General features: G+C 68.6%; 22 protein-coding genes. 19 read left to right on the top strand and 3 right to left on the bottom strand.

Annotation, left to right across the window (positions count from 1 at the left end; translation table 11 throughout):
• Positions 1 to 16: 16 nt before the first annotated feature.
• The 17 genes from BpN12_RS04735 to BpN12_RS04655 all read left to right on the top strand — a co-directional run bounded on the left by BpN12_RS04735 (position 17) and on the right by BpN12_RS04655 (position 17,983).
• Positions 17 to 1,069, top strand: a complete 1,053-nt coding sequence (locus BpN12_RS04735) for a DUF6001 family protein (RefSeq protein WP_246794144.1) — start codon at positions 17 to 19, stop codon at positions 1,067 to 1,069.
• Between the two features lie 10 nt (positions 1,070 to 1,079).
• Positions 1,080 to 1,646, top strand: a complete 567-nt coding sequence (locus BpN12_RS04730) for a DUF6031 family protein (protein ID WP_246794143.1) — start codon at positions 1,080 to 1,082, stop codon at positions 1,644 to 1,646.
• Positions 1,643 to 2,902: an aspartate aminotransferase family protein gene (locus BpN12_RS04725; protein ID WP_246794142.1), complete on the top strand. Its 1,260-nt coding sequence runs from the start codon at positions 1,643 to 1,645 to the stop codon at positions 2,900 to 2,902. The genes BpN12_RS04730 and BpN12_RS04725 overlap by 4 nt, the downstream gene beginning before the upstream one ends.
• Positions 2,903 to 2,913: 11 nt before the next feature.
• Positions 2,914 to 3,378, top strand: coding sequence for a type II toxin-antitoxin system RatA family toxin (locus BpN12_RS04720; RefSeq protein ID WP_198254282.1), 465 nt, complete (start codon positions 2,914 to 2,916; stop codon positions 3,376 to 3,378).
• Position 3,379: 1 nt separating this feature from the next.
• Positions 3,380 to 4,477: an SDR family oxidoreductase gene (locus tag BpN12_RS04715; RefSeq protein ID WP_246794141.1), complete on the top strand. Its 1,098-nt coding sequence runs from the start codon at positions 3,380 to 3,382 to the stop codon at positions 4,475 to 4,477.
• 35 nt (positions 4,478 to 4,512) lie between these two features.
• A complete protein-coding gene (locus BpN12_RS04710; protein ID WP_246794140.1) occupies positions 4,513 to 5,514 on the top strand; it encodes a fatty acid desaturase family protein in 1,002 nt (333 codons plus the stop codon).
• A 17-nt stretch (positions 5,515 to 5,531) separates the two neighbouring features.
• Complete coding sequence (locus BpN12_RS04705; RefSeq protein WP_425306286.1) at positions 5,532 to 6,050, top strand: dCTP deaminase; 519 nt, start codon at positions 5,532 to 5,534, stop codon at positions 6,048 to 6,050.
• On the top strand, positions 6,047 to 6,664 hold the full coding sequence (locus tag BpN12_RS04700) for a dCTP deaminase (protein ID WP_246794138.1): 618 nt from the start codon (positions 6,047 to 6,049) through the stop codon (positions 6,662 to 6,664). The genes BpN12_RS04705 and BpN12_RS04700 overlap by 4 nt, the downstream gene beginning before the upstream one ends.
• Positions 6,665 to 6,702: 38 nt before the next feature.
• Positions 6,703 to 8,562 (top strand): PEP/pyruvate-binding domain-containing protein, encoded by a 1,860-nt coding sequence (locus tag BpN12_RS04695; protein ID WP_246794137.1) that lies wholly within the window; start codon positions 6,703 to 6,705, stop codon positions 8,560 to 8,562.
• Positions 8,563 to 8,577: 15 nt separating this feature from the next.
• Positions 8,578 to 9,756 (top strand): hypothetical protein, encoded by a 1,179-nt coding sequence (locus tag BpN12_RS04690; RefSeq protein ID WP_246794136.1) that lies wholly within the window; start codon positions 8,578 to 8,580, stop codon positions 9,754 to 9,756.
• A 19-nt stretch (positions 9,757 to 9,775) separates the two neighbouring features.
• Positions 9,776 to 10,918 (top strand): hypothetical protein, encoded by a 1,143-nt coding sequence (locus BpN12_RS04685; RefSeq protein ID WP_246794135.1) that lies wholly within the window; start codon positions 9,776 to 9,778, stop codon positions 10,916 to 10,918.
• Between the two features lie 8 nt (positions 10,919 to 10,926).
• Positions 10,927 to 11,985 carry a hypothetical protein gene (locus BpN12_RS04680; protein WP_246794134.1) on the top strand — a complete coding sequence of 353 codons (1,059 nt, stop codon included), beginning with the start codon at positions 10,927 to 10,929 and terminating at the stop codon, positions 11,983 to 11,985.
• Between the two features lie 15 nt (positions 11,986 to 12,000).
• Entirely contained in the window at positions 12,001 to 12,585 is a 585-nt protein-coding gene (locus BpN12_RS04675) for a hypothetical protein (protein WP_246794133.1), read from the top strand.
• Complete coding sequence (locus tag BpN12_RS04670; protein WP_246794132.1) at positions 12,582 to 14,222, top strand: alkaline phosphatase family protein; 1,641 nt, start codon at positions 12,582 to 12,584, stop codon at positions 14,220 to 14,222. Before BpN12_RS04675 ends, BpN12_RS04670 begins: the two co-directional genes overlap by 4 nt.
• 49 nt (positions 14,223 to 14,271) lie before the next feature.
• A complete protein-coding gene (locus tag BpN12_RS04665; RefSeq protein ID WP_246794131.1) occupies positions 14,272 to 15,054 on the top strand; it encodes a TIGR01458 family HAD-type hydrolase in 783 nt (260 codons plus the stop codon).
• Positions 15,055 to 15,091: 37 nt separating this feature from the next.
• The gene (locus tag BpN12_RS04660) at positions 15,092 to 15,889 is read left to right on the top strand and encodes a phosphodiesterase (RefSeq protein WP_246794130.1); all 798 of its coding nucleotides are present in this window, start codon (positions 15,092 to 15,094) and stop codon (positions 15,887 to 15,889) included.
• A 540-nt stretch (positions 15,890 to 16,429) separates the two neighbouring features.
• A complete protein-coding gene (locus BpN12_RS04655) occupies positions 16,430 to 17,983 on the top strand; it encodes a methyl-accepting chemotaxis protein (protein ID WP_246794129.1) in 1,554 nt (517 codons plus the stop codon).
• Between the two features lie 80 nt (positions 17,984 to 18,063).
• Here the strand turns inward: BpN12_RS04655 and ribA are convergent, their stop codons facing one another.
• Positions 18,064 to 18,720, bottom strand: coding sequence for a GTP cyclohydrolase II (gene ribA, locus BpN12_RS04650; RefSeq protein WP_246794128.1), 657 nt, complete (start codon positions 18,718 to 18,720; stop codon positions 18,064 to 18,066).
• A 151-nt stretch (positions 18,721 to 18,871) separates the two neighbouring features.
• On the opposite strand from ribA, the gene BpN12_RS04645 reads away from it, so the two are divergent.
• Complete coding sequence (locus tag BpN12_RS04645) at positions 18,872 to 19,336, top strand: CBS domain-containing protein (protein ID WP_246794127.1); 465 nt, start codon at positions 18,872 to 18,874, stop codon at positions 19,334 to 19,336.
• Between the two features lie 291 nt (positions 19,337 to 19,627).
• Here BpN12_RS04645 and BpN12_RS04640 read toward each other — a convergent pair whose 3' ends face one another.
• Together BpN12_RS04640 and BpN12_RS04635 are read right to left on the bottom strand one after the other, a co-directional pair.
• Positions 19,628 to 19,957, bottom strand: a complete 330-nt coding sequence (locus tag BpN12_RS04640) for a DUF4148 domain-containing protein (protein WP_246794126.1) — start codon at positions 19,955 to 19,957, stop codon at positions 19,628 to 19,630.
• 475 nt (positions 19,958 to 20,432) lie between these two features.
• The gene (locus tag BpN12_RS04635; protein WP_246794125.1) at positions 20,433 to 21,518 is read right to left on the bottom strand and encodes a porin; all 1,086 of its coding nucleotides are present in this window, start codon (positions 21,516 to 21,518) and stop codon (positions 20,433 to 20,435) included.
• A gap of 573 nt (positions 21,519 to 22,091) precedes the next feature.
• On the opposite strand from BpN12_RS04635, the gene BpN12_RS04630 reads away from it, so the two are divergent.
• Complete coding sequence (locus tag BpN12_RS04630; protein ID WP_246794124.1) at positions 22,092 to 22,466, top strand: twin-arginine translocation signal domain-containing protein; 375 nt, start codon at positions 22,092 to 22,094, stop codon at positions 22,464 to 22,466.
• Positions 22,467 to 22,482: the final 16 nt, after the last annotated feature.

Here is a 22,482-nt window from a genome sequence, read left to right as displayed (position 1 = left end):
CGACGAGATTCAGGTCATGGACTATTGCGCTTTTCATTCCGGGAATGCCGAGGCATTTCTCGACTCTCGAAATCTGTCATTCGCTTCATTGGAATCCGTCGCGAAACTCCAATACGACGACGTGAAATGCACGCTGGTCACCAGTTCGCCGGTGCATGGCGTGGCCAATGCCGCCAGCGACATCGACCTGATCTGCATTACCGCAGCCGACGACGATCGCGGCGCGATGGCCTCGCAGATCTATCACGACGGCCAGCACCTCGAAACCGTGGCATTCGCGACCGGCGACGTCGAGACCGCGATGCGCGCGCTCGCCGACTGCCGCGCCGCCGGCCCGCTCGACACCTTGCTGGCCTACCGGCGCTGGGACGCCACGCAGGCCGTATCGCGCAAGTATCTGGAGCGGATCGTGAGCGGCGTGGCGACCGATCGCGGCGTGCCGTACCTCGGCTCGCACACGGCGCTCGGCGGCATGTGGGCGGTGGCCGCCTTCGATGCGTTCCGCCAGTCCGCCGGCTTCGCGCTGCTCGCGCTGCGCTGCGGCGAGACGCGCGGCGCCGGCGCCTACGCCGCCAACGCACTGCTGCATCTGATGAACGCCATGCTGTCCCGGCGCGGCTGGACCGTATCGAACAAGAAGTGGACGCGGCTACGCTGGCGCCGCGCGGCCGGCTCGCTGCTGGCCGACGACGACACCGCCGCCATCGAGGCCATCGACACGCTGTGGCGCGACATGCTGCCGGCCTGCACGGCCGGCCTCGGCGAAGCCGACGCGGCGCGGCTCGTCGCGCTGGTCGAGCTTGCCGACGCCGATTTCGGCTTCGACGAAGCCTACGCCACGCTGCGCCCGACACTGCGCCAGCCGGAGCGCGCGCCGTTCCTCCCCGGCAGCCACGTGGTGCTGCGGCAGGACGGCCGCGCCGCCCTGCTGCCCGGCTTCGAGACGCCCGCATCGCTGACGGCGCAGGCCCGCGATCTGGCCGCGGTGTCGCCCGAGCTGGCCCGACATCTGCTGGCGGGCGCGCGCGCCGGCGTGATCGGTTTTTCGCTGACGGACTCCCTTTCCTGAGTGGATCGCCATGACTGCCATGCCCCCCGCCTCCCCGCCGATCCGCTGGTTTCCGAAGCTGGCCGCCGGCCAGCTCCGCCCCGGCGCGCCCCTTGCCGAAACGCTCGCCTCGGTCGCCTGGCTGCTGATGACCGAGCTGCAGGCCTACATCGAGGACCTGGAAGGCGCCGCCGACACGCCCGACGTCGTCGACGTGCTGCGCATCAAGATCGCCGAGCTGCTGCTCGACATCGACTACCGCCTGTCCGGCGCCATCGCGCCGGACGAACTGCACGCGTTCGCGCTGTGCGCCGAATACGGCCTCTCCGACGTCGCGATGCTGCCCGGCGCCGAGGCCGTGCGCCGGCTCGGCGGCGGCGCGGCAGACGAGGTGCATGACGAGCACGATGGCCACGGCGCGGCGGCACTGATCGACACGCTGCGGGCCGCACTCGCCGCGTTCCCGGGCGAACTGTTCAACCCGCTGCTGCCGGGTACGCAAGGCCAGGTGCTGCGCACGCTGCGCGCCTGGGACAAGCTGTGCCGGCTCACCGGCCAGGACGCCTCGTTCCTCGCCCCGCTGATGAGGTCGCTATGAACGGCCCCGCCGATCTCCCGCGCGCCGCCGCGCTCGCGCGCAAGACCTCGTTCACCGAGCGCTACGGCGCGCTGTTCGGCCGCGAGCAGGGGCTGATGCTGCGCATGGCCGGCCTGACCGCGGCCGAGCACTCGGCCGACGGCGCCTGGATCACCGACGACACCGGGCGCCGCTGGCTCGATTTCGGTTCGTTCGGGCTGCATCTGCTCGGCCATCGCCACCCGGTCGTGGTCGAGGCGCTCGGCGCGCAGCTCGGCCGGATCGGCCTGTCGAGCCGCATCCTCGCCAACGAGCAGGCGATCCGCGCCGGCGAGGCACTGGTGGCCGGCGTGGGCCGCCCCGGCAACGGCGTGCTGTTCGCGAACAGCGGCTCGGAGGCGATCGAGGCCGCGCTGAAGCTCGCGCGCATGCAGACCGGCCGGCGCAGGATCCTCGCCCTCACCCATGCCTATCACGGCCGCACCGCCGGCGCGCTCGCGATCAGCTACGGCTATCGCGGCCACGACGCGCTGATGCATGGCGAGGACGCCGTGTTCGTCGACGCGGGCGATCTCGACGCCGCCGAGGCCGCGCTCGCGAACGGCGACATCGCCGCCGCGATCTGCGAGCCGGTGCAGGGCGAAGGCGGCATCCGCCCGGTGGATGCCGGCTTCCTCGATGCGCTGGCGGCGCTGTGCCGCCGCCACGACACGCTCGTGATCCACGACGAGATCCAGTCGGGCCTCGGCCGCGCCGGCGTGCTGTGCTGCGGCTCGCCGGCCGACATCGTGGTGTTCGGCAAGACGCTCGGCGGCGGCCTGTACCCGGTGGCCGCGGCCGTCTACGACACCAGCCGGTTCGGCGCGCCGGCCCGCGACCCGGTCGTGCATGCCTCGTCGTATGCGGGCAGCGCGCTGGCCGGCGCCGTGGTCCAGGCCGTGCTGTCGGTGGTCGCCGACGCGGCGTTCCTGGCTCGCGTCGAACAGCTCGGCGCGCTCGCGCTCGGGATCCTGCGCAAGCGGCTGGCCGGTTGCCCCGCCGTCGTCGAGATCCGCGGCCGCGGGCTGATGCTCGGCGTCGAGTTCGACTCCAGCCGCCCGGTCGCGCAGACGCTGATCGAGGCGGCCCACCGCGACGTGCTGATCGCGTTCTGCCTGAGCGCGACCAACGTGCTGCGCGTGTATCCGAGCGCGCTCACCGCCCCCGACGAACTGGTGGCCGGCCTGCAGCGCTTCTGCGATGCCGTCGAGGCCGCCGTTCGCCTGACCCATTCCTGACGGAGCGACCCATGCCCCAAGTTCTCAACAGCGTGTTCCTCGGCCGCTTCGAGCGCGCCGACGTGTGGCCGATCCTCGCCGATTTCGCGCGCTATCCCGACTTCATGCCGGACGTGCTCGAGGTCCAGGTGCCGCCCGCGGCCGGCAGCGAGATGCACAGCACCTGGCGCGTGCTGCTCAACGGCAGCGAACTGACCTGGACCGAGGCCGACCGGCTGGTCGAGCACGAGCGGATCGAATTCCACCAGACCGACGGCGACCTCGAGACCTGGTACGGCGAATGGGTGCTGGTCGAGCGCGACGACGGCCTGCACGTGGACCTGAGCGTGACGTTCGATATCGGCATCCCGTCGCTGGCCGACGTGCTGCATCCGATCGGCGAGCGCGCGATCCGCGCCAACAGCCAGCAGATGCTGGCCGGCATCCGCGATCGCCTCCACGCCCGGCACGCGGCGGCCCTCGATGCGCAGCGCTGAGATGGAGACGCTGATCGTGACGGGCGCGAGCGGCGCGCTCGGCCAACGCTTCGTGGGCGACTGGCTGCACGCGCATCCCGACGGCCGCGCAATCGTGCTGGTCCGCTCCGAGGCCGCGGCGCGCGCCTGCGAGGCCGCCTGGCCGCCGGCACGGCGCGGCGCGGTGTGCTTCGTGCAGGGCGACCTGCTCGACGCGGCCTCGATGCGCGAGGCCGCCGATTCGCTGGCGCCGGTCGGGCGCGCGGTGGCGGTCCATCTCGCGGCGGACGTCGCCTGGCACAAGTCCTTCGACGAGATGCGCGAGATGAACGTGGAAGGCACGCTGCGCTTCGCCGGCTTCGTCGAGCGCGTCGCGCGCGAGCCCCACTTCGTCTACGTCTCGACCGCGTTCACGCGCCTGCACGACTGGGTCTATCGCAACGGCTACGAGGAAAGCAAGGCGGCCGGCGAGCGGGCGCTGCGCGAGCGCTTCGCGGCGACCATGCCGATCTCGCTGTTCAGCTGCAGCCTCGTGGTCGGCGACAGCGTCGACGGCGCGATCGGCCGCTTCCACGGCCTGTATCCGCTGATCCGCTTCATCGCCTCGCTGGCGCCGCCGTTCCTGGTCGGCAATCGCGACGGCCTGATGGATATCGTGCCGATCGACTGGGTGGCGAGCGAGCTCGTGCAGCTGACGCTGCGCTGCGCGGCCGGCGCGGCGCCGGCGGACGTGGTCGCGGCGGCCGGCGACGCGCGGCTCTCCTACGAGCGGATCGTCCGGCTCATCGAGTCGCGCCTCGACGTTGCGCGCCACGCCGCCGGCCTGCCCGCGCTCGCGCCGGTGCCGATCCTGCGCATGCGGCAGTGGGCATTCCTCAAGCGTTCGCTCTCGACCTGGCGCCCCGAGGGCATTTCGACGGGCGACTTCCGCTACTTCGAGCGGCTGCTGCAGATCTACGGCGTCTACGCGGAGAGCGAGACGGTGCGCGCGCCGCTGAACACCACCTGCGCCGCGCCGGACGGCGAACGGTTCCTGCCGCTCGCCGTCGATTACTGGCTCGCGCACGCGTCCGACGCGCAGGCCGGCCTGAAACGCCAGCTCGCCGCCGGCGTGGCCTGAGCACGGCCGCCATGCATTCCATGGGAGAACCCTCGATGAACCAGTCGCACCCGGCGTCCTCGCCGGACGCCACCGCCGCCGCTGCCCGCCCCGCGCGACGCGGCACGCTCGCGGCCGCCGGCGCGCATCTCGCCGCCGACCTGAAGGCGCTCGCGCCGCTGCACTGCGCGCGGCAGATCGCCTGGCAGTGGATCGTCACCGGCGCCGCGATCGCGATCGCCGAGCGGGCCGGCTCGATCCCCGTCACGGTGCTCGCGCTGATCGTCATCGCCACGCGCCAGCACGCGCTGCTGGTGCTGATGCACGACGCCTCGCACTACCTGCTGAGCCGCGACAAGCGCCGCAACGACCTCATCGCGAGCCTGCTGCTGACGTTTCCGCTCACCATCAGCACCTCGCGTTACCGCGCGCATCACCTGGCCCATCACCGCCATCTGAACACGCCCGACGATCCCGACTACGCCGACGCGTTCGCGCCGCCCAGCCGCGCGCATCTGTGGCGCGCGCTGCTGCGCGACGTGACGGGCCTGTCCACGCTCCAGTCGCTGCGCAGCATGGACAGCTTCGGCGTGTTCGGCCTGTTCGGCCGGCACGACCGGACCAGCCGGATCGAGCGGCGCGCCTTCATCGCGTTCGCGGTGGTGGTGGCCGGCCTCGCCACGCTCGCGCATGCGTGGCTCGGCATCGTGCTGTACTGGCTCGCGCCGATGGTGTTCTTCCTGCCGCCGATCCTGCGCATCCGCAGCCTGTCGGAGCATGCCGGGCTCGCCGCGCGGCCGGTGCAGAACGATGCGCGCAGCGTCGCGCCGGGGCTGCTCGAACGAATGCTGTTCGCGCCGTGCAGCATCAACTGCCACTGGGAACACCATCTGTTCCCGCAGGTGCCGAGCTACCGGCTGCGCGCGCTGCAAACGCGGCTGGCGGCGCAGTTCCCCGACTCCGCCGCCGCGCGCCGCACGCACGGCTACCTGCTGGGCCGGGCATCGATGCTGGCGGAGCTGTACCCGTCGCCGTCCGTCGTCCGCCGTTTTCCCTGACACGGAGCGCGTCCGCCATGATCCTGACCGGCCCCGAAATCCATCGCATGCTCGACACCGGAAGCCTGGTGATCGAGCCGTTCGATGCGCGCCATCTCGAAGTCAATTCGTATGGCTGCCATCTCGGCCCCACCCTGCTCGAATACCGCGATTCGCGCATCGATCCGCACGGTCCGCTCGACGTGATCGAGCACACGATCCCCGACGAGGGCTTCGTGCTGCAGCCGAACAGCTTCTATCTCGGCGCCACCGCCGAGCGGATCGGCGGCGTCGATTTCGCCAGCGAGCTGTACGCCAACCTCTCGACCGCGCTGTGCGGCATGTTCATTCAAACCAGCGCCCCGCTCGGCCATACCGGCGCGGTGATCTGCTGGACGCTCGAAATCGTCGTCACCCAGCCGGTGCGCGTCTATGCCGGCACCAAGGTCGCGAAGGTGTGCTTCTGGTCCAACCTGGGCGTGTCCACGCCCTACACGGGGCGTTATCGGGGTTCCGATAACGTCGTTGCATCGAAAATCATTCAGGATCACAAATGATATTGACCGGTACCGAGATCGAACAGCGCGTGCAGGCGGGCGACATCGTCATCCATCCGTTCCTGCCGGACAACGTGAACCCCAACAGCTACAACTTCCGCCTGCACGAACGGATGAAGGTGTACGAGGACGGCGTGATCGACGTGCGCGAGGAGGCCCCGACGCGAGAGATCGTGATCGGCCCGCAGGGCTACGAGCTGGAGCCGCGCAAGCTGTACCTGGCCGCGACCGTCGAGACCATGGGCAGCACGCGCTTCGTGCCGACCTACGCGGCGCGCTCGTCGATCGCGCGGCTCGGCATGTTCATCAACCTGTCGGCGCCGCTCGGCGACATCGGCTTCGTCGGGCGCTGGACCATCCAGCTGTTCGCGTTGAACCGGATCCGCGTCTACGCCGGCATGAACATCGGACAGATGATGTTCTGGCGCGTGCAGGGCGAGATCAAGCTCTACACGGGCAAGTACCAGGGCGCGACCGAGGCGTTCGCGTCGCGGATCTTCCTCGATTACCGGCAGGCCGCGTCGGCCTCGCCGGTCCCGCCAGCCGCGGCGCCCGAGCTCGAGCCCGACGAGGCGGCCCACGCCGCGCACGCCGCCACCGGCCTGCCGGCCTGAGCCGCGCCGGCGCCCCTTCACCCGATCCTGCCAGCCTCATGACCAGCAAATACGACACCCTGAACGCGCTCGGCCGGCACCTGCCGGTGCCCACCCTGACCGCGCTGTCCGACGCCGATTTCCGGATGCTCTGGCGCGACTACGACGAGCGCGCGGCCGCCATCGCCGAGCTGCTGCGCACCGTGCAGGTGACCGCGGCGGCCTTCCTCGACCAGCACATCGCGCGCATCGAGGCGCTCGCCGAACTCGAATGGAACGAGCACGCCGACCACCACCTGCGCCGGCGCCTCGACGAGGCCGGGCTCGCGAGCGACACGCGGCTCGCCGTGCGTTCCTCGGCCAGCGTGGAGGACGGCGCGCACCACAGCTTCGCCGGCATCTTCTCGACCCGGCTCGACGTGCGGGGCCTCGACGCGCTGAAGGCCGCGATCCTCGAGGTCTGGCGCTCGGGCGTCTCGCGCGCGGCGATCGTCGAGCGCGTGCGCGCCGGCAACGCCGGCATGCGGATCGGCATGACCGTGATCCTGCAGCGCATGGTCGAGGCGCGCGTGGCCGGCGTCGCGTTCAGCGCCGACCCCGTGACCGGGAAGCCGGAGACCTGGATCGAGCTGGTCGAATCGCTCGGCGACGCGATGGTGTCCGGCGCCGAAAAGGGCCGCGCCGCCCGGCTCACCGAGGACGGCCAGCTCCACGCGGCCGGCCTCGAGGCGCACCATCCGCTGCTGCTGGAGGTGGCCGCGCTCGCTCGCGCGGCGGCCGACGCGATCGGCATGCCGGCCGACATCGAATGGGCCGCCGATGGCGAACGCCTGTGGCTGCTGCAGGCGCGCCCGATCACCACCGTGGCCGGCGCCGGCGACGCGGGGCCATGCTTCGAATGGGTGCCGCTCTATGCCTCCGACGACGACGCGCTGACCGCCTTCCGCCCGCTGCCCGCGTTCGCCCAGTACTTCCGCTCCAAGCGCAAGCCGCTCGCGGATTTCGCCGCGCAGCACGGCGTGCCGGCCGGCAACGCGATGCTGGTCCGCGCCAACCGCGCCGGCTTCGCCAGCGCGCGCGAAGCGCGCGACGCCTGGCTCGCGCAGTTCACGCTGCCCACGGTCGTGCTCGACTTCTCCGACGCCGTGCGCCAGCAGATCCTGCCGCGCGAGGCCCTGCCGGGCCGGCTCGACGAACTGCTCGGCGAAGCGGCCAGCAACTTCGTGGTGCGCGAATTCGTGGCCGGCGACAGCGGCCTGATCACCCAGGCCTGCGAGGACGGCTCGGTGGTCTGCGAGTGGTCCGCCGACGGGCTGCTCGCGATCAATCGCGGCATCGCCACCACCTCCACCGCCACGCTATCGGGCGGCGCGACGCCCGGCGTCGACGACGCGCCGCGCCTGTTCGCCATCACCCACGAGGCGGTCGACCGGTTCGGTCCGATCCAGCTCGAATGGGTGCGCACGCAACGAGGCCTGCACCTGATCGACTTCTCGCCGCTCGCCACGCTCGCCGTCCTTGACGAGGACGACGAGTTGCGCATCATCTCCCCCGGTTTCGCCGACGGCCTGCCGGTGGTGGTCGGCACCGACAGCCATCTGGAGGACGTCAGCGTGTCGGCCACGGTGTCCATCAACGCGATCCCCAGCGCCGAATCGCTCGGCCCGGCGCTGGCCCGGCTCGAGGCCGACCTGCGCGAGCATGACGGGCAGGCGATCGTCGTGTCGCCGCGGCCCTACGCGGCGCTGGCCGCGCTGATCCCGCATGCGCGCGGCTTCGTGTTCGAGCAGGCCTCGATGCTGTGCCACCTGTCGATCCTGCTGCGCGAGCACGGCGTGCCGGCCGTCGAATCGGCCCGCCTCTACCACCTTGGCCTGTCCGGCGCGCGCGTGACCTTCGCCGCCGCGCAGGCCGCCTGAGCGGAACCGATCGCCATGACCACGCCCGCCGATCTCAGCCTGCTGCTGTTCGACGCGAACGCGCCCGTTTCCACCGCGCCGTCCGCGCTCGTCGCGATCGCCGAACTGGCCGCGCCGCTCGCGCGGCACGGCGACAACGGCCTGTTCATCCCGAGCGGCACGCTGCAGCTGCTGAGCCTCACGACCGCGAACCGCCGCGAGGTGGCACATCACCCCGCCGGCTTCGACTTCCAGATCTTCAACGCGGCCCAGCGGCGCCGCACGCACGCCTCGCGCACGCGGCTCGGCGAGCTGGATCCGGCGCTGGCCGGCGCGCTGCCGTGCGTGGAATTCGCACTGATCCGGCGCGACGCGCAGGTCGGCGTGTACCGCTACCTCCACGAGGGCGAGGCCGGCGCGCTGTTCCTGCACCTGCTCGACCTGCCGCCGTTCGACCCGCTCGTCTGGGCGCAGGCGAGCGCCGCCGCGCAATGTGCCGGCGAGGCTGCCGCGGCGGTACGCGCGCTGCTCGGCGACGACTGCTGGTACACGCGCTGGCATCCGGAGATGGAGCTCGAACGCAAGTTCACCTCGCGGCGCATCCCCGACATGTGGCGCCTGGCGACGGCGTTCCATGCCGCCGTCGGCGAAGGCCGCCTCGACGATCTGGTGCTCGAGATCGATCGCGATTTCCAGACCATGGACTACGAATCGCACATCTTCGACGTGATCGGCGACCCCGCCGAAGCGGGCTATATCGCGTTCATTCCGCAGGCCGACGGCCTGATGGCGGTCAAGCGCAAATGGTTCGTCGAGAACGCCGAACTGCGCCGCGAGGACTTCATCACCAACCAGGCGATCGCGTTCGCGTCGATCGGCGAGCACGCGCGCGCCATGACGCCGGCCACGGTGCGGCGTCTGCAGCCGTTCCGCCGGACCCGGATCGACGTGAACCTCGAATCGCTCGCCACCGGCAATGGCTTCGGCGTGTATTTCGACGTCTGCCTGAGCCTCGACGGGCGCGCCGGCTTCGCCCAGATCGAGGTCGAGTATTGCCGCAGCCGGACCTTCAAGCCGCTGCGCGAGATCGAGCGCGACTTCGAACGGATCTCCGGCGTGGTCGAGCAATTCCTCGCGCGCCACGAGCCGGGCTTCCGGCACGACCTCTATTCGAAACTCGACTTCGCGCGCGAAGTGAGCGCGCTCGCCGCGTGACCGCCCCCGGAGCCTCGACATGCCGTCCATGACCGCCACCCCAGTCATCCTGCTGGGCAGCTGGAAGTTTCGCCACGACACGCCGTTCGACGGCGATGACCCGCCGCTGCTCGCGATCGAGCCCGGCAGCCTGATGCACGGCGCGGCCACCTCGGTCGCCGACCTGCGCGGCGCGCGGCGCGTGGTGGCGCGCTGGCGCGGCGACGGCAACGCGGGCGAAATAGAAGCCGCCGCGCCCCACGAGGCGAGCCTCGATTGCAGCAACCTGCACGGCCAGCGCATCCCGCTCGCGATCGCCGTGCTGTCGGACACGCAAGTCGAGATCACCCATCTGCTCACGCGCCTCGACACGCATCGCGCCACCTTCGTGCGCCCGCCCCACGCGATCGCGCAGCCGGCCGGCCGCGGTGCGCTTCCCGACGCGCTGCTGCGGGCCTTCCGCGCGAACCGGCTTGCCGTCAACAACTGGGAATGCCGCTACGCCTTCAGCGACACCGTCTTCGAGGAGCGCTTCGAATTCGCGAACCTCGACGCGCCACGCGCGCTCGGCGAGGCCTGGTACGGCACGCTCGATTCGGGCCGCGCCGCGCCGTTCGTCGCGCAGAGCGGCGACGAGTTCCGCCTGCTCGACCACGACGTCACCGCGTGCCGCGAGATCCCGGCCGGCGAGGTCTGGGTCGAGCACTGGAGCCGCAAGCGCAAGGAGGAATTCGAGCTGTCGCTCGCCCAGGTGTTTCGCGCCGCGCCCGATGCGCGGCAGCCCGCGAGCCGCGTCGAGGCGCGCATCGAGGCGCCGTTCGCGGAGTCGCTCGCGAGCGTCGTGGACCGGCCGCTGCAGGCGATCGGCGGCTACCGCCGCGTCGCGTTCTCGACCGAATGCGAATCGACGCGCAGCGGGCATATCTTCAGCGTCGTGTTCGAGACCTGTGTCGCGAGTCACGCGAACGAGGCCGACCCCTCGGCCCCCGCGCACACCTCGCGCGGCAGCCTGCGCTTCCAGAAGACGCGCGGCGAAGCCGATCCCGCCACGATCGCCGACGAACTCGCCGAACTCTCCGCGATCGTGCATCGCTTCCTGCATTCCCGGCATCTCGTTGCCGAACCGGCCCGGCCGATGCTTGCGTTCCTGCAGGCCGCCGGCGCCGACCGATCCATCCCGTGAGGCCACCCATGCGAACCGTGCTGCTGTCCAATCAACGCTATACGCTCGAACTCTCGCCGCACCACGCCGACCCGGCGCTGGTGACGCGACTCACGCAATTCCTCTCGCCCTACTTCAGCGAGCCCGCCTCGCACGGCGAAGCCGTGCCCGAGATCGACCTGCGGCTCGCGCTGCACGCGCCCGATGCCTTCGAGGCGGCCTGGATCGCGCGCTGCACCACGCCCGCCATCATCCGCGAGACCACCGCGCCCGGCTTCACGCTGCGCGTGCTCCTCGCGCGCGAGGATGGCGTCCTGCTCGCCTGGGATCCCGAGCTGCGCGTCGGCTACCGGATCGAGCCGGCGCGCCGCCAGGTCGATTTCTACGGCGCCGCGAACGCGTTCATCCACCTGATCGAACTCGTGCGCTACTACGGCCTGCTCGTCGAGCAATGGAAGGGCACGGCCATCATGCATGCCTCCGCGGTGGCCACGCGCGCGGGCGAGATCATCGCCATCGGCGGCGTGAAGGGCGCCGGCAAGACCACCACCATGCTCGACCTCGTAGCCTCCGGCGAGTATCTCTACTTCTCGGGCGACAAGCTGCTGCTCGACGTCGTGGACGGCCGCGTGCGCGCGCGCGGCTGGCCCGACTATCCGCACGTCGGGGTCGGCACGCTGCGCTCGCATCCCGAGCTGGCCGAGCAACTGGGGCTCGCCGCCGTCGCCGCCGATCCGGCCGTCGCCGATACCGACAAGCGCCTCTGCCCGCCCGAGGCGATGCGCCGGGCGCTCGCGGCGAGCGACGCCGGCACCGGCTGGCTCGCGTCGGTCTGCCTGCCCGAGGTGAGCGCGCCCGGGCCGTTCCGGATCGACGCGCTCGGGCCGGCCCCGATCGCGGCCGCGCTGCGTGCCCCGGGCCTGTTCGAATGGCCGCACCGCTTCATCACCTCGACCTGGCACGGCCTGCCCGCCGCCGTGGCGAGCGTGGACTTCAGCGACACGATCCCCGCCGCGCTCGCCGAAGCGATCGCCGGCGTGCGCTGGGAGTCGCGTCTCGGCCTGCCGCGCCTGTCCGTCCTCAGCTAGCCCGGGAGATCCACGATGTCGATCCAGTCAGGCCTTCGCATCGCGCTCGTCGCGCCGAGCGGCTCGGGCAAGAGCACGACCGCCGCCCTGCTCCGGCAGGCGTTCGAGGCGGCCGGCAGGCGCGTCGAGATACTGAAGCTCGCCACGCCGCTGTACGCACTGCAACGCGCGTTCTACGACGCCGCGTGCCGTGACGTCCACGACGGCGCCCAGGACCAGCGCCTGCTCGAGCAGATCGCCACCGAGCTGCGCCGCATCGACGGGCAGAGCCTCGTGAAGAACTTCGCGCGGCGCCTCGATCGCTGCGAGGCCGACATCGTCATCAACGACGACCTGCGCGACGACGCCACCGACTGGCCCTATCTGCGCCAGCAGGGGTTCGCGATCGTCAAGATCGCCACCTCGCCGGCGCTGCGCGCGATGCGGCTGCACGGCCGCCACGACCTGTCGATCGTCGAGAACAGCCCGCTCGACCAGCAGATGAGCCGGATCCGCGCCGACTACGTGGTGCCCAACAACGGCACGCTCGAGGTGCTGCGCGGCCACGTCGACGCGCTCGCCGGCTGCCTGCTCGATACCGCCGCGCGGGCCGCCGCATGAGCACGTCGCGCTCACGGCTCGTGTGGCTGCTGATCGACGGGCTGTCGTGGCGGCTGGTCCGGATGCTGGCCGCGCGGCGCCCCGGCTCGACCCTGACGCGCTGCCTGCTCGGCGGGCGCGCGATACCGCTGCAGCCGCTCTCGCCGAACTGCCAGACGCCGCCTTCGCTGTTCTCGATCTTCAGCGGCACCGACGTCGCCCGGCATGGCCTGACCGGCTACCTGCTGCCGGCGCCCACGCCCGTCGATCCGCTCGCCGTCGCGGACGGATTCACCGCGTGGCCGCGCGAGATCCCGATGGTCTGGGACCGTTGGGCCGCCGGCTCGACGCGCTTCCGGCTGTGCGCCGTGCCGTTCGTGCAGCCGGAACGGCTGGGCGCGTCGCTGGTGGGCCGCACCGACGTGTACGGCGGCAGCTTCTCGGTCGCGCCCGACACCGTGCGCGACGGCGGGCGCCTGTCGATTCCCGCGCTCGACATCGACCTGCGCGTCGAGGCCGGTGACGACGGCATCACGCTGCACGATCCGCGCTCGGCCGCGCCGCCGCGCCATCTGGCGATGGACCGTGGCCTCGCGCTGCCGCTCGGCGCGCACGTGCCGCATGGCAACGCGTTCCGGGCCATTGCACTGCATGCGATGCGGATCGACGGCGAGCCCACCCTGATCAGCTTCGGCTACCGCGCCGTCGACGTGCAGGGCGCGCCGGCGGGATCGCGCGCGATGCACGGCGGCGCCGCGTTCGCCACTGGCGACCCGGGGCGCCTCTACGGCAGCGGGCGGCTTGGGCGGCGCCTCGACGAAGGCGGCACCGGCGCGGCCGAGCACGCGCTCGTCGCGCTGATGCGCGTCGTGCATGACAGCTTCGCGGCCGACGTCGTCGCGGCCGTGCGCGCCGCCGATGCCGATTGCGTGATCGGCTACGATCCCGCCATCGATCTGCTCTCGCACCATCTGCTCAAGTACCTGGCGCCGTGCCGGCCCGACCAGCCGTGGGCGCCGCTCGGCGAGGCCCTGTTCGACGTCGCGCTCGGCTGGATCGACGAACTGATCGACGCCTGCCTCGCCGCCTCGCCCGAGCCGCTGCGCTGCATCGCGCATTCCGATCACGGCATGGTGCCCATCCATCACGACCTGTTCCCGAACGCCTGGTTCGAACAGGCCGGCGTGCTGATTTACGACGACGCCGGCCGGCCCGACCTCGCGCGCTCCGCCGCGCTGTTCCACCCCGCCGAGAACGGCCTCGTGATGCTGCATCCGGGCCGCCTCGCGGCATGCGGCTTCGATCCCGAGACGCTGATCGAGGCGTGGGGCGCCGCGCTGCCCGAATCGATGCGCGACGGCTGGCATCGTCTCGAAGGACCGGCAGCCGCGTCCGGCGAGCTGCCCGGCATCGAGGGCTGGTTGATGCGATGCTACTGGCAGGCGCCCGCCGGCACGCGGCTGCGCTTCGCACGCGCGACGCCATTCGTGCAGCCGAGCCGCAAGGGCGGCGACCACGCCGTCTGGTCGCGCGATCCGTGGCTGCAGGGCATCCTCGTCGATGCCGGCGGCGAGCCGGTCGGCCTTCCCGACCAGCCCGCGCTGAACCTGCCCGACATCGTTCCCCTCGTCTGCCGGGACGGCATGCCGAGCCCCTGACAGACGCCGCTTCGCTCCACATAGCCAAGACATCAAAGGAATACCGGCAATGATTGATACGCTCCTCTGTGACATCGACGGCACGCTGCTGCATCGCGGCGCGGCGCTTCCCGGCGCGGCCGCCGCCTTGCGAGCCGCGCGCGATGCCGGGCTCGGCATCCGCCTGCTCACCAACATCACCGCGAAGACGCCGCGCGAGCTGGCCGCGCAACTGGGCGAGGCCGGCATCGAGGTCGACGCCGGCGAGATCCTGACCGCCACCACCGCCTGCGTCGGCCACCTGCTGGCCCAGCCCGGCAAGCGCTGCCACCTGATCGTTCCCGACAGCGCGCGGGCCGCGTTCGACGCGGTCGCCATCGACGACGTGCAGCCCGACTTCGTCGTGATCGGCGACATCGGCGACGCGTTCGACTACGCGACGCTGAACCGGGCGTTCCGCATGCTGCGCGGCGGCGCCTCGCTGATCGCGCTGCAGAAGAACCTGTTCTGGTTCGACGTGGAAGGCGAGCGGCTCGATTGCGGTGCGTTCGTGGTCGGGCTGGAGGCCGCCGCCGGCACGCAGGCCGTCGTGACCGGCAAGCCGTCGCCCGTGTTCTTCGAGGCCGCGTTGCGCGAACTCGGCGCCGGCGCGCAGCACGCCGTCGTGATCGGCGACGACATCGCCACCGACATGGCCGGCGCGCGCGCGATCGGCGCCCACGCGCTGCACGTCAGGACCGGCAAGCATCGTCCCGAGTGGCTCGAGCAGCATGCCGGGTCGATCGACAGCGTGCTGGACAGCATCGCCGATCTGCCCGCATGGCTCGATCGATTCGGCGCGCGTCGCGTTTGAACCCGCTTACCTGTCCTGTCCGTCACGGAACCCGCAAATGACGATCATTGCGCAAATCTCCGATGTTCATGTCCGGCCCGAGGGCGTGCTGTATCAGGACACCGTCGATTCGAACACCATGCTGGAACGGGCGATCGCGAGCCTCAACGCGCTCGTGCCGCGCCCCGACCTGGTGCTCGTGACGGGCGATCTGACCGATGAAGGCAAGCCGGAGGAATACGCCATGCTGCGGCGCCTGCTCGCGCCGCTGGCGATCCCGTTCGCCGTCATGCCCGGCAACCACGACCATCGCGACAACCTGCGCAGCGCGTTTGCCGATCACGCATATCTGCCGGCGCAGGGGCCGCTGCATTACACGATTGATGTCGGCGCGGTGCGGATCGTCGCGCTCGATACGTCGGTGCCGGGATGGCATCACGGCGAGCTGGATTCGCATGCGCTCGACTGGCTCGATGCGCAGCTGCGGGATTGTCGCGACCGGCCGACCCTGGTGGCCATGCATCATCCGCCGTTCGATACGGGGATTCCGTATCTGGACATTTATGGGCTGCGTGACATCGATCGGTTTGCGGCGACGCTGGCGGCGCATTCGCACGTCGAGCGCGTGGTCGCCGGGCATGTGCATCGCTCGATGCAGACGCGCGTGGGTAATGTGCCGGTGGTGACGTGTCCCAGTACCGTTACGCAGATCGCGCTGCGTACGCTGCCCGATGCGGAGCCGGCTTCGTATCTCGAGCCGCCGGCGTTTTTGCTGCATTACTGGGCTCACGGGAAGCCTTCGATTTGCCATTTGAGTTATGTGGGGCGGTTTGAAGGACCGTATCCGTTTGCTTGATTTGCTGGAGGGGGACGTGATCGACTGCTTCCGACGGCGCGAACCAGTCCTCGACGGTGCGACGCGCGGAAAGCGGGCACTTGCGAACCTCGAGCCAATTGGAAGTCCCCGAATAGGGACAACCCTCGAATTGAGATTCGGAATGAGAAAAACGGAGTCATCTTTCATTCTTATATGGACGCCCGCATGATTTTGACCGAGCGACCCATGTCCAGATCGCGCCGGTGGCGCGAAACGTCGGAATCGTTATTCAAAATCATTAATCACTTCCCTAGTGCCGCCAAAGGAAGATCCCCGTCATTTTGATCGCGACGACCATCCAATCAAATGACGATCGATATTAAGTAACCAGATAATATAACCACGCGCACGACGCCATTCCCAACGCCCCCCCAAGCCACACAACGCTCCCCACGCGATCAAACGATTTACAATCGATTCAATTTACTTCCACCGATGCCGTTAAATACCAAGTGAATGACTGCGCGCACCGCAGCATCGTTACGTTTTATCGAACGATAAAGAGGAGGAGACAGGGTAATGGAACGTTTTCGATTGAAGGCGCGCCTTTGGCTCGCGATTGCCGCGATGTGCATCGGGCTCATGGCAATCGGCTTGTGGGGCGCGTTCAAGACGCGCGACACCATGATTGCCGATCGTCAGACGGAACTTCAAAGTGTCGTGAGCATCGCGTACACCATCCTCGATCGATATAACGGTCTGGCGGCGGCGGGCACGATGTCGCTTGACGACGCACAGCGCAATGCCATGGCGGATCTGCGCGCCATGCGCTACAACGGTTCCGGCGGCTATCTCGTCGTTACCGATGCCCACGCGAAAGTGGTCATGCACGGTTTGCGGCCCGAACTCGAGGGCAAGGACATGAGCGGCTTCACCGATCCGCAAGGCCGCCACGTGTTTCAGGACGGTGCGGATCTGGCCGAAAAACAGGGGGAAGGTTTCGTCGACCTGCAGTTCCTGAAACCGGTGACCAACAAGATGGCGCCGAAAATCAATTTCGTGCGCCTGTTCAAGCCGTGGGATTTGACGATCATCACCGGGGTTTTCATCGACGATATCGACACCGCGTTTTATGCAACCCTGGCGCGCTTCGTCGGCGCCACGCTGATTCTGTGTTTCGGCGTGACGCTGATCGTCGGCGCGGTCGCCCGCAGCATCCTGCGCGAGCTGGGGGGCGAACCGGCCTATGCCGCGCAGATCGCCTCGCGCATCGCCGACGGCGATCTCGATGTGTCGGTGATCACGCACCAAGGCGATCAGACCAGCCTGCTTGCCGCCATGCAGCGCATGCAGCAACGGCTCGCGCATTCCATCATGCAGATTCGCAGCGGCGCCACGCTGATTGCCTCGGTATCCAACGAGATTGCCGCCGGCAATGCCGATCTGTCGCGCCGGACCGAGCAGCAGGCCACCGCGCTCGGCGAAACGGCGTCGAGCATGGAACAGATCACCGCGACCGTGAAGCAGAACGCCGACAACGCGAAGCAGGCCAGCAAGCTGGCGCTCGACGCGTCGGAAACGGCGGCGCGCGGCGGTGAAGTGGTCGATCAGGTGGTCGAGACGATGCGCGGCATTTCCCAGTCGTCGGACCAGATCGGCGACATCATCGGCGTGATCGAGGGCATCGCGTTCCAGACCAACATCCTCGCGCTGAACGCGGCGGTCGAAGCCGCCCGCGCCGGTGAAGGCGGCCGGGGCTTCGCGGTGGTGGCCGGCGAGGTCCGCAGCCTCGCGCAACGCTGCGCGGCCGCCGCGCGAGAAATCAAGAACCTGATCGAGGAATCGGCCCAGAAAATAGAAGGCGGCTCGCAGCACGTCGGCCGCGCGGGCGACACGATGCGGGAGATCGTGCATGCGGTGCGCCGCGTCACCGCCATCATGGGCGAGATCAGCACGGCGTCGATCGAACAAAGCTCGGGCATCGAGCAGGTGAACATCGCCGTGGCCGACATGGATCAGACGACGCAACAGAACGCGGCGCTGGTCGAGCAGGCCAGCGCGTCGGCCGACATCCTGAAAACGCAGACCAACCAGCTTGCCGCGGCGATTTCCGTGTTTTCGTTGCCGGCCTGAGGCTCAGTACGCCGCCCGCCGGGCCATGCAGATTCGTCCCGCAGATACGACAAGGGCCTCCGAAGAGGCCCTTGCATTCATCACTCGTTTTCGTCGAAGTAATGGCCGAACTTGACCTGCTTGGTCCGGATATATCGCTCGTTCTCGTCGCGCATCGGCACCGGCAGCGCCACGCGCTCGCAAACGGGAATGCCGTGCGCGACCAGCGTGTCGAATTTCTTCGGGTTATTGCTCATCAGCCGCACCGAGGTGACGCCGAGAATCCGCAGGATCGCCGCGGCCGAATCGTATTCGCGCGCGTCGTCGGGCAGGCCGAGATCGCGGTTCGCCTCGACCGTATCGCGCCCCTGCTCCTGCAGCGCGTAGGCGCGAATCTTGTTGCTCAGGCCGATGCCGCGCCCTTCGTGGCCGCGCAGGTACAGCAGGACGCCGCGCCCTTCGGCAACGATATTGCGCAGTGCAAGGTCGAGTTGTTCGCCGCAATCGCAGCGATACGAGCCGAACACGTCGCCCGTCAGACACTCCGAATGCAGCCGCGTCAGCACCGGCTGTTGACCGGCAACGTCGCCCACCACGAGTGCCAGATGTTCGGCCTGGCTGCCGTCGACACGAAATGCATGAGACATGAACACGCCATAACGCGTCGGCAGCGATGCCGACGCGACGAGCGTCACGGGCTCGTCGGCCGGATGCTCGTCGGCCGGGGGTGATACGGGATGCGAAGACATGGAAAACATCGGGAATTCGGAGTTAAGGAATGTTCGGAGTGGCGCGCAGGCGGAGTTTACCGCTAATCTACGTTATGCGTTCTGCACCGCTTCCGTGGTGCGCGAACGTCTCTATACTGGTTCCCTCGGGCCCGTCTGGCGCCCGGTTTCCGGAGATCGTATGAGCACAACCGTCGCGAATATTCTCAAATCAAAGCCCGAGGCCGGCCGAACGGTGTACACGATCGGCAAGGACGAATCCGTCTACGACGCGCTGAAACTGATGGCCATCAAGAGCGTCGGCGCGCTCGTCGTGACGCAAGGCAACGACATCGTCGGCATCGTCACGGAGCGCGACTACGCGCGCAAGGTCGTGCTGCTCGAGCGCTCGTCGAAGGCGACGCGCATCGAGGAAATCATGACCGTGAAGGTGCGCTACGTCGAACCCTCGCAGACCAGCGACCAGTGCATGGCGCTGATGACCGAGCACCGCGTGCGCCACCTGCCCGTGCTCGACGGCGGCAAGCTGCTGGGCGTGATCTCGATCGGTGACCTGGTGAAGAGCGTGATCGCCGATCAGCAGTACATGATCAGCCAGCTCGAACACTACATCCACGGCACGCCGATCGACTCGGGCGCCGAATAGGCCGAGCCCGCCGTCCTGCCCCGTCAGGCAAGCGACCCAGGCAAGCTGTCGCGACTCCGTCGTGCGCCGCACCGGCGCAAAAAATGCCCAAACGCATCGCGTCCGGGCAAAGCCGCCGTTGTGCGGCGACGGAGGTCCTGTGAGGTGGTACTCGCCCGGCGGTTCTCGCCCGGGCCTCAGACCTGATCTGTCGAATTCGTGACGAGGCGGCGCCTCGCCACGTCGTCATGCTGGCTCGGGGCCGCTTCGCCGGTTCGCGAACCGCTGGCGGCCTGTCGCTTGATGATCGACTTAGTGGCCGAAATAGACACTGTCGATCGGGTTCGGCGCGGCCACCGCGCGGCGGCCCGATTGCGAACCGGCCACCGGCTGCACGCCGTAGCCGCTGGTGTCGGCGTGCGTCAGCGTCTGCTGCGACTGCTGCACGCGCGCTTCCGCGGCCTGGATGTCGTTCGGGTACCGCGCGTCGCTGGCCACCGGGTCGTAGCCATGCTGTTCGAGTTGAACCAGATCCGCGCGGACGTCCGCGCGCGTCAGCGGCTGCGAGTTCGATTGAGCGAACGACGCGACCGGAGCGGCAAGGATCGAAGCGACGACAGCAGCATAAACGAGCGATTTCATGATGTTACCTCCGAGATGTTTTGGTTTTGTCCACCTCAGGCATCGATGTCTGTCTGAAGCGAATGACTGAAGTCTAGGCTCGGATTGTCACAGGGAAAACCCTTAGTTTGAACATACACCGTTGCATGGACAGCAACGATGAGGGCATGAATCCAGCCTGCCTCGCCTCAGTTTCTTCATACGAGTAACAATACTGACAAATGGCTGACCGATCGCTCGTGCCGTTGCACGGCGCGGCGGCGGCCTGAGGAGCCGTCGCTTCCCCGGCATGCCATGCCTACCGCCGCCCCTTGATCAAGACGCCGATACTGCCGGCAATCGCCGCCACCCCCGCACCGCGCCGTTCGAACGCACTCGCGAGAAATCGCGTCGCCGTCTTCCCGGCACCGCCTCTCGCAGCACCGATGCGGACATCAACGAAAAAAGGCGCCCGAAGGCGCCTTTTTGCTGACTGCCCAGGAGGCAGCCGTCACGCTTAGAAGCGGTGACGCAGGCCGACCGTTGCCGTCGTCTGGTTGATGCCCGACGAACCGTTCGTCGCGAACGCGTCGCCGTTGTAGATCGACGCCGTCGTGCCGCTTGCACGCTGGTACACGGCTTGAGCGTAGACGTCGGTGCGCTTCGACAGCGAGTAGTCGGCTTGCAGGCCAACCTGGTTCCAATGCACGTCGTTCGTGCCGAGACGGCCGTTCGAGTACGTGTAGGCAACGCCCAGACCCAGAGCCGGCGTCAGGTTGTACTTGCCGTTGACTTCGTAGTTGTCGATGCGAACGTTGCCGCCGGTGACGGTGTCGTCCAGACGCGCTTGCGTCCATGCCGCGCCGACCTGTGCCGGGCCGAATGCATAGCCTGCGGCTGCGCCGTAGGTGCGGACACGGCCTTGGTTGCCGAACGCGTTGGTGTCAACCGCGCCACCCGTGTTGTTGGTCGCTGCCGGGTTGTTCAGCTGCGAGTAGGCACCCGCCAGCTTCAGGCCCTGGAACTGGTACGACACGCCGCCGCTGTAAGCACGGTTGTTGCCGAAGTTCGTGTTGTTCGAGAACGCATACGTGCCGCCGAATTGCAGGCCGGCGTAGTTCGCGCTCGTGAACTTGATCGAGTTGTTCGTGGCGTAGCCGCCGTTCGTGCTCAGGTTGTCGAGGTTACCGACGTGGGCGAAGTACGTGCCGCCCCACGAGCCGGTTGCCGTCAGCGGAGCCAGATAGTCCTGCACGGAATCGTACTGACGACCCAGCGTGACAGTGCCGTATTGGCTCGACAGACCGACGAACGCTTGACGGTTGAACATGCCGCCGTCGTTCTGGAAGCGGCCGTTACCGAGGTTGAAGCCGCTTTCCAACGTGAAGATTGCCTTCAGGCCACCGCCGAGGTCTTCCGAACCACGCAGACCGAACAGGCTTTGGTCGATGCCCGTGCCTTCCGACCAGCGCGACTTGCCGGCAACGTTGCTTTGGTACGTGATGCCCGCGTCGAGCACGCCGTACAGCGTGACGCTGCTTTGCGCGTGGGCGACGGTTGCGAACGATGCTGCAGCGGCTGCAACGATCAGAGTCTTTTTCATTCGTGGAGCTCCCTTCATTTAAAAAGAGGCAGGCCTTGCGACCTTGTTTCATAAACGGTCTGCAACCGCCCGGAAGCGCCACCTCACTTCTCTCGTGGCGCGCCCGGATGGTTGGCCGTTCTGGGAATCGTGAGTTTAGGGGTGGACCCTAGGGTCGCCACGCGCGAATAAAGAAATAACTTTTTCCGAAACCAGAAATAATGGAAATGGTAGTCTTCGTTAAGCCTTTGTTTTGACTTGTTTTTTTGGACGCTTGACGGCACTTTTTTGGCACGCTCGCGGCAGGCATTCCTTTATGTCACCGTCTTGACGGTTGCAAAGAAACAACATCAGACAGCCGGCAAGGAATGCCGATCCGGTAATAAATACCTTTTTCATCCCCAATTTGGTGCATTTCCGGCACCGACGCCGCGAGAAAACGTTTTCGCGCGCGCACACCCCATCCATCGATGGCGGACGACCATCCAACGTCACGTTCGTTACAACGGCTGTCATGCTTCTCGCGTAGCGCCGCGCTAACGTAGCGAGGCTTGCCCTGTCGGGCGGCGAACCCGATCCTTCCGGAGTCTCTCGATGCATCGTCGCGATTTCCTTCGAGCCATTGCCATGGCCGGCGCCGCCTGCGCCGGTGGCCTGCCCTTCTCCACGAACGCGCAGCCCGCGCCGCCGGGGCCGCCTCCCTCGCCAGCGGGCCGGCCGCCGCCACCACCGCCGCCGGTAGGCGAGCGGCCGAACCGCGCGCCGCCGCCACGGCGTCATGACCGCCGCCCGCCGCCGCCGCGTGGACGCCGCTATGTCTGGGCCGACGGCTACTGGGACTGGCGCGGCGGCCGATACGTGTGGGTGCCGGGGCGTTGGGTACTCGCGCGTCCGGGCCGGCGCTGGGTGCCCGGCGCGTGGCGGCGGGAAGGCCCGGGCTGGGTCCTCGTGCCGGGCGGGTGGCGATGAGGTGACGACAATCAGC

Source organism: Burkholderia perseverans (genome assembly GCF_022870505.1).
Taxonomy (GTDB): domain Bacteria; phylum Pseudomonadota; class Gammaproteobacteria; order Burkholderiales; family Burkholderiaceae; genus Burkholderia; species Burkholderia plantarii.
This window is presented reverse-complemented; position numbering and strand designations above follow the sequence as displayed.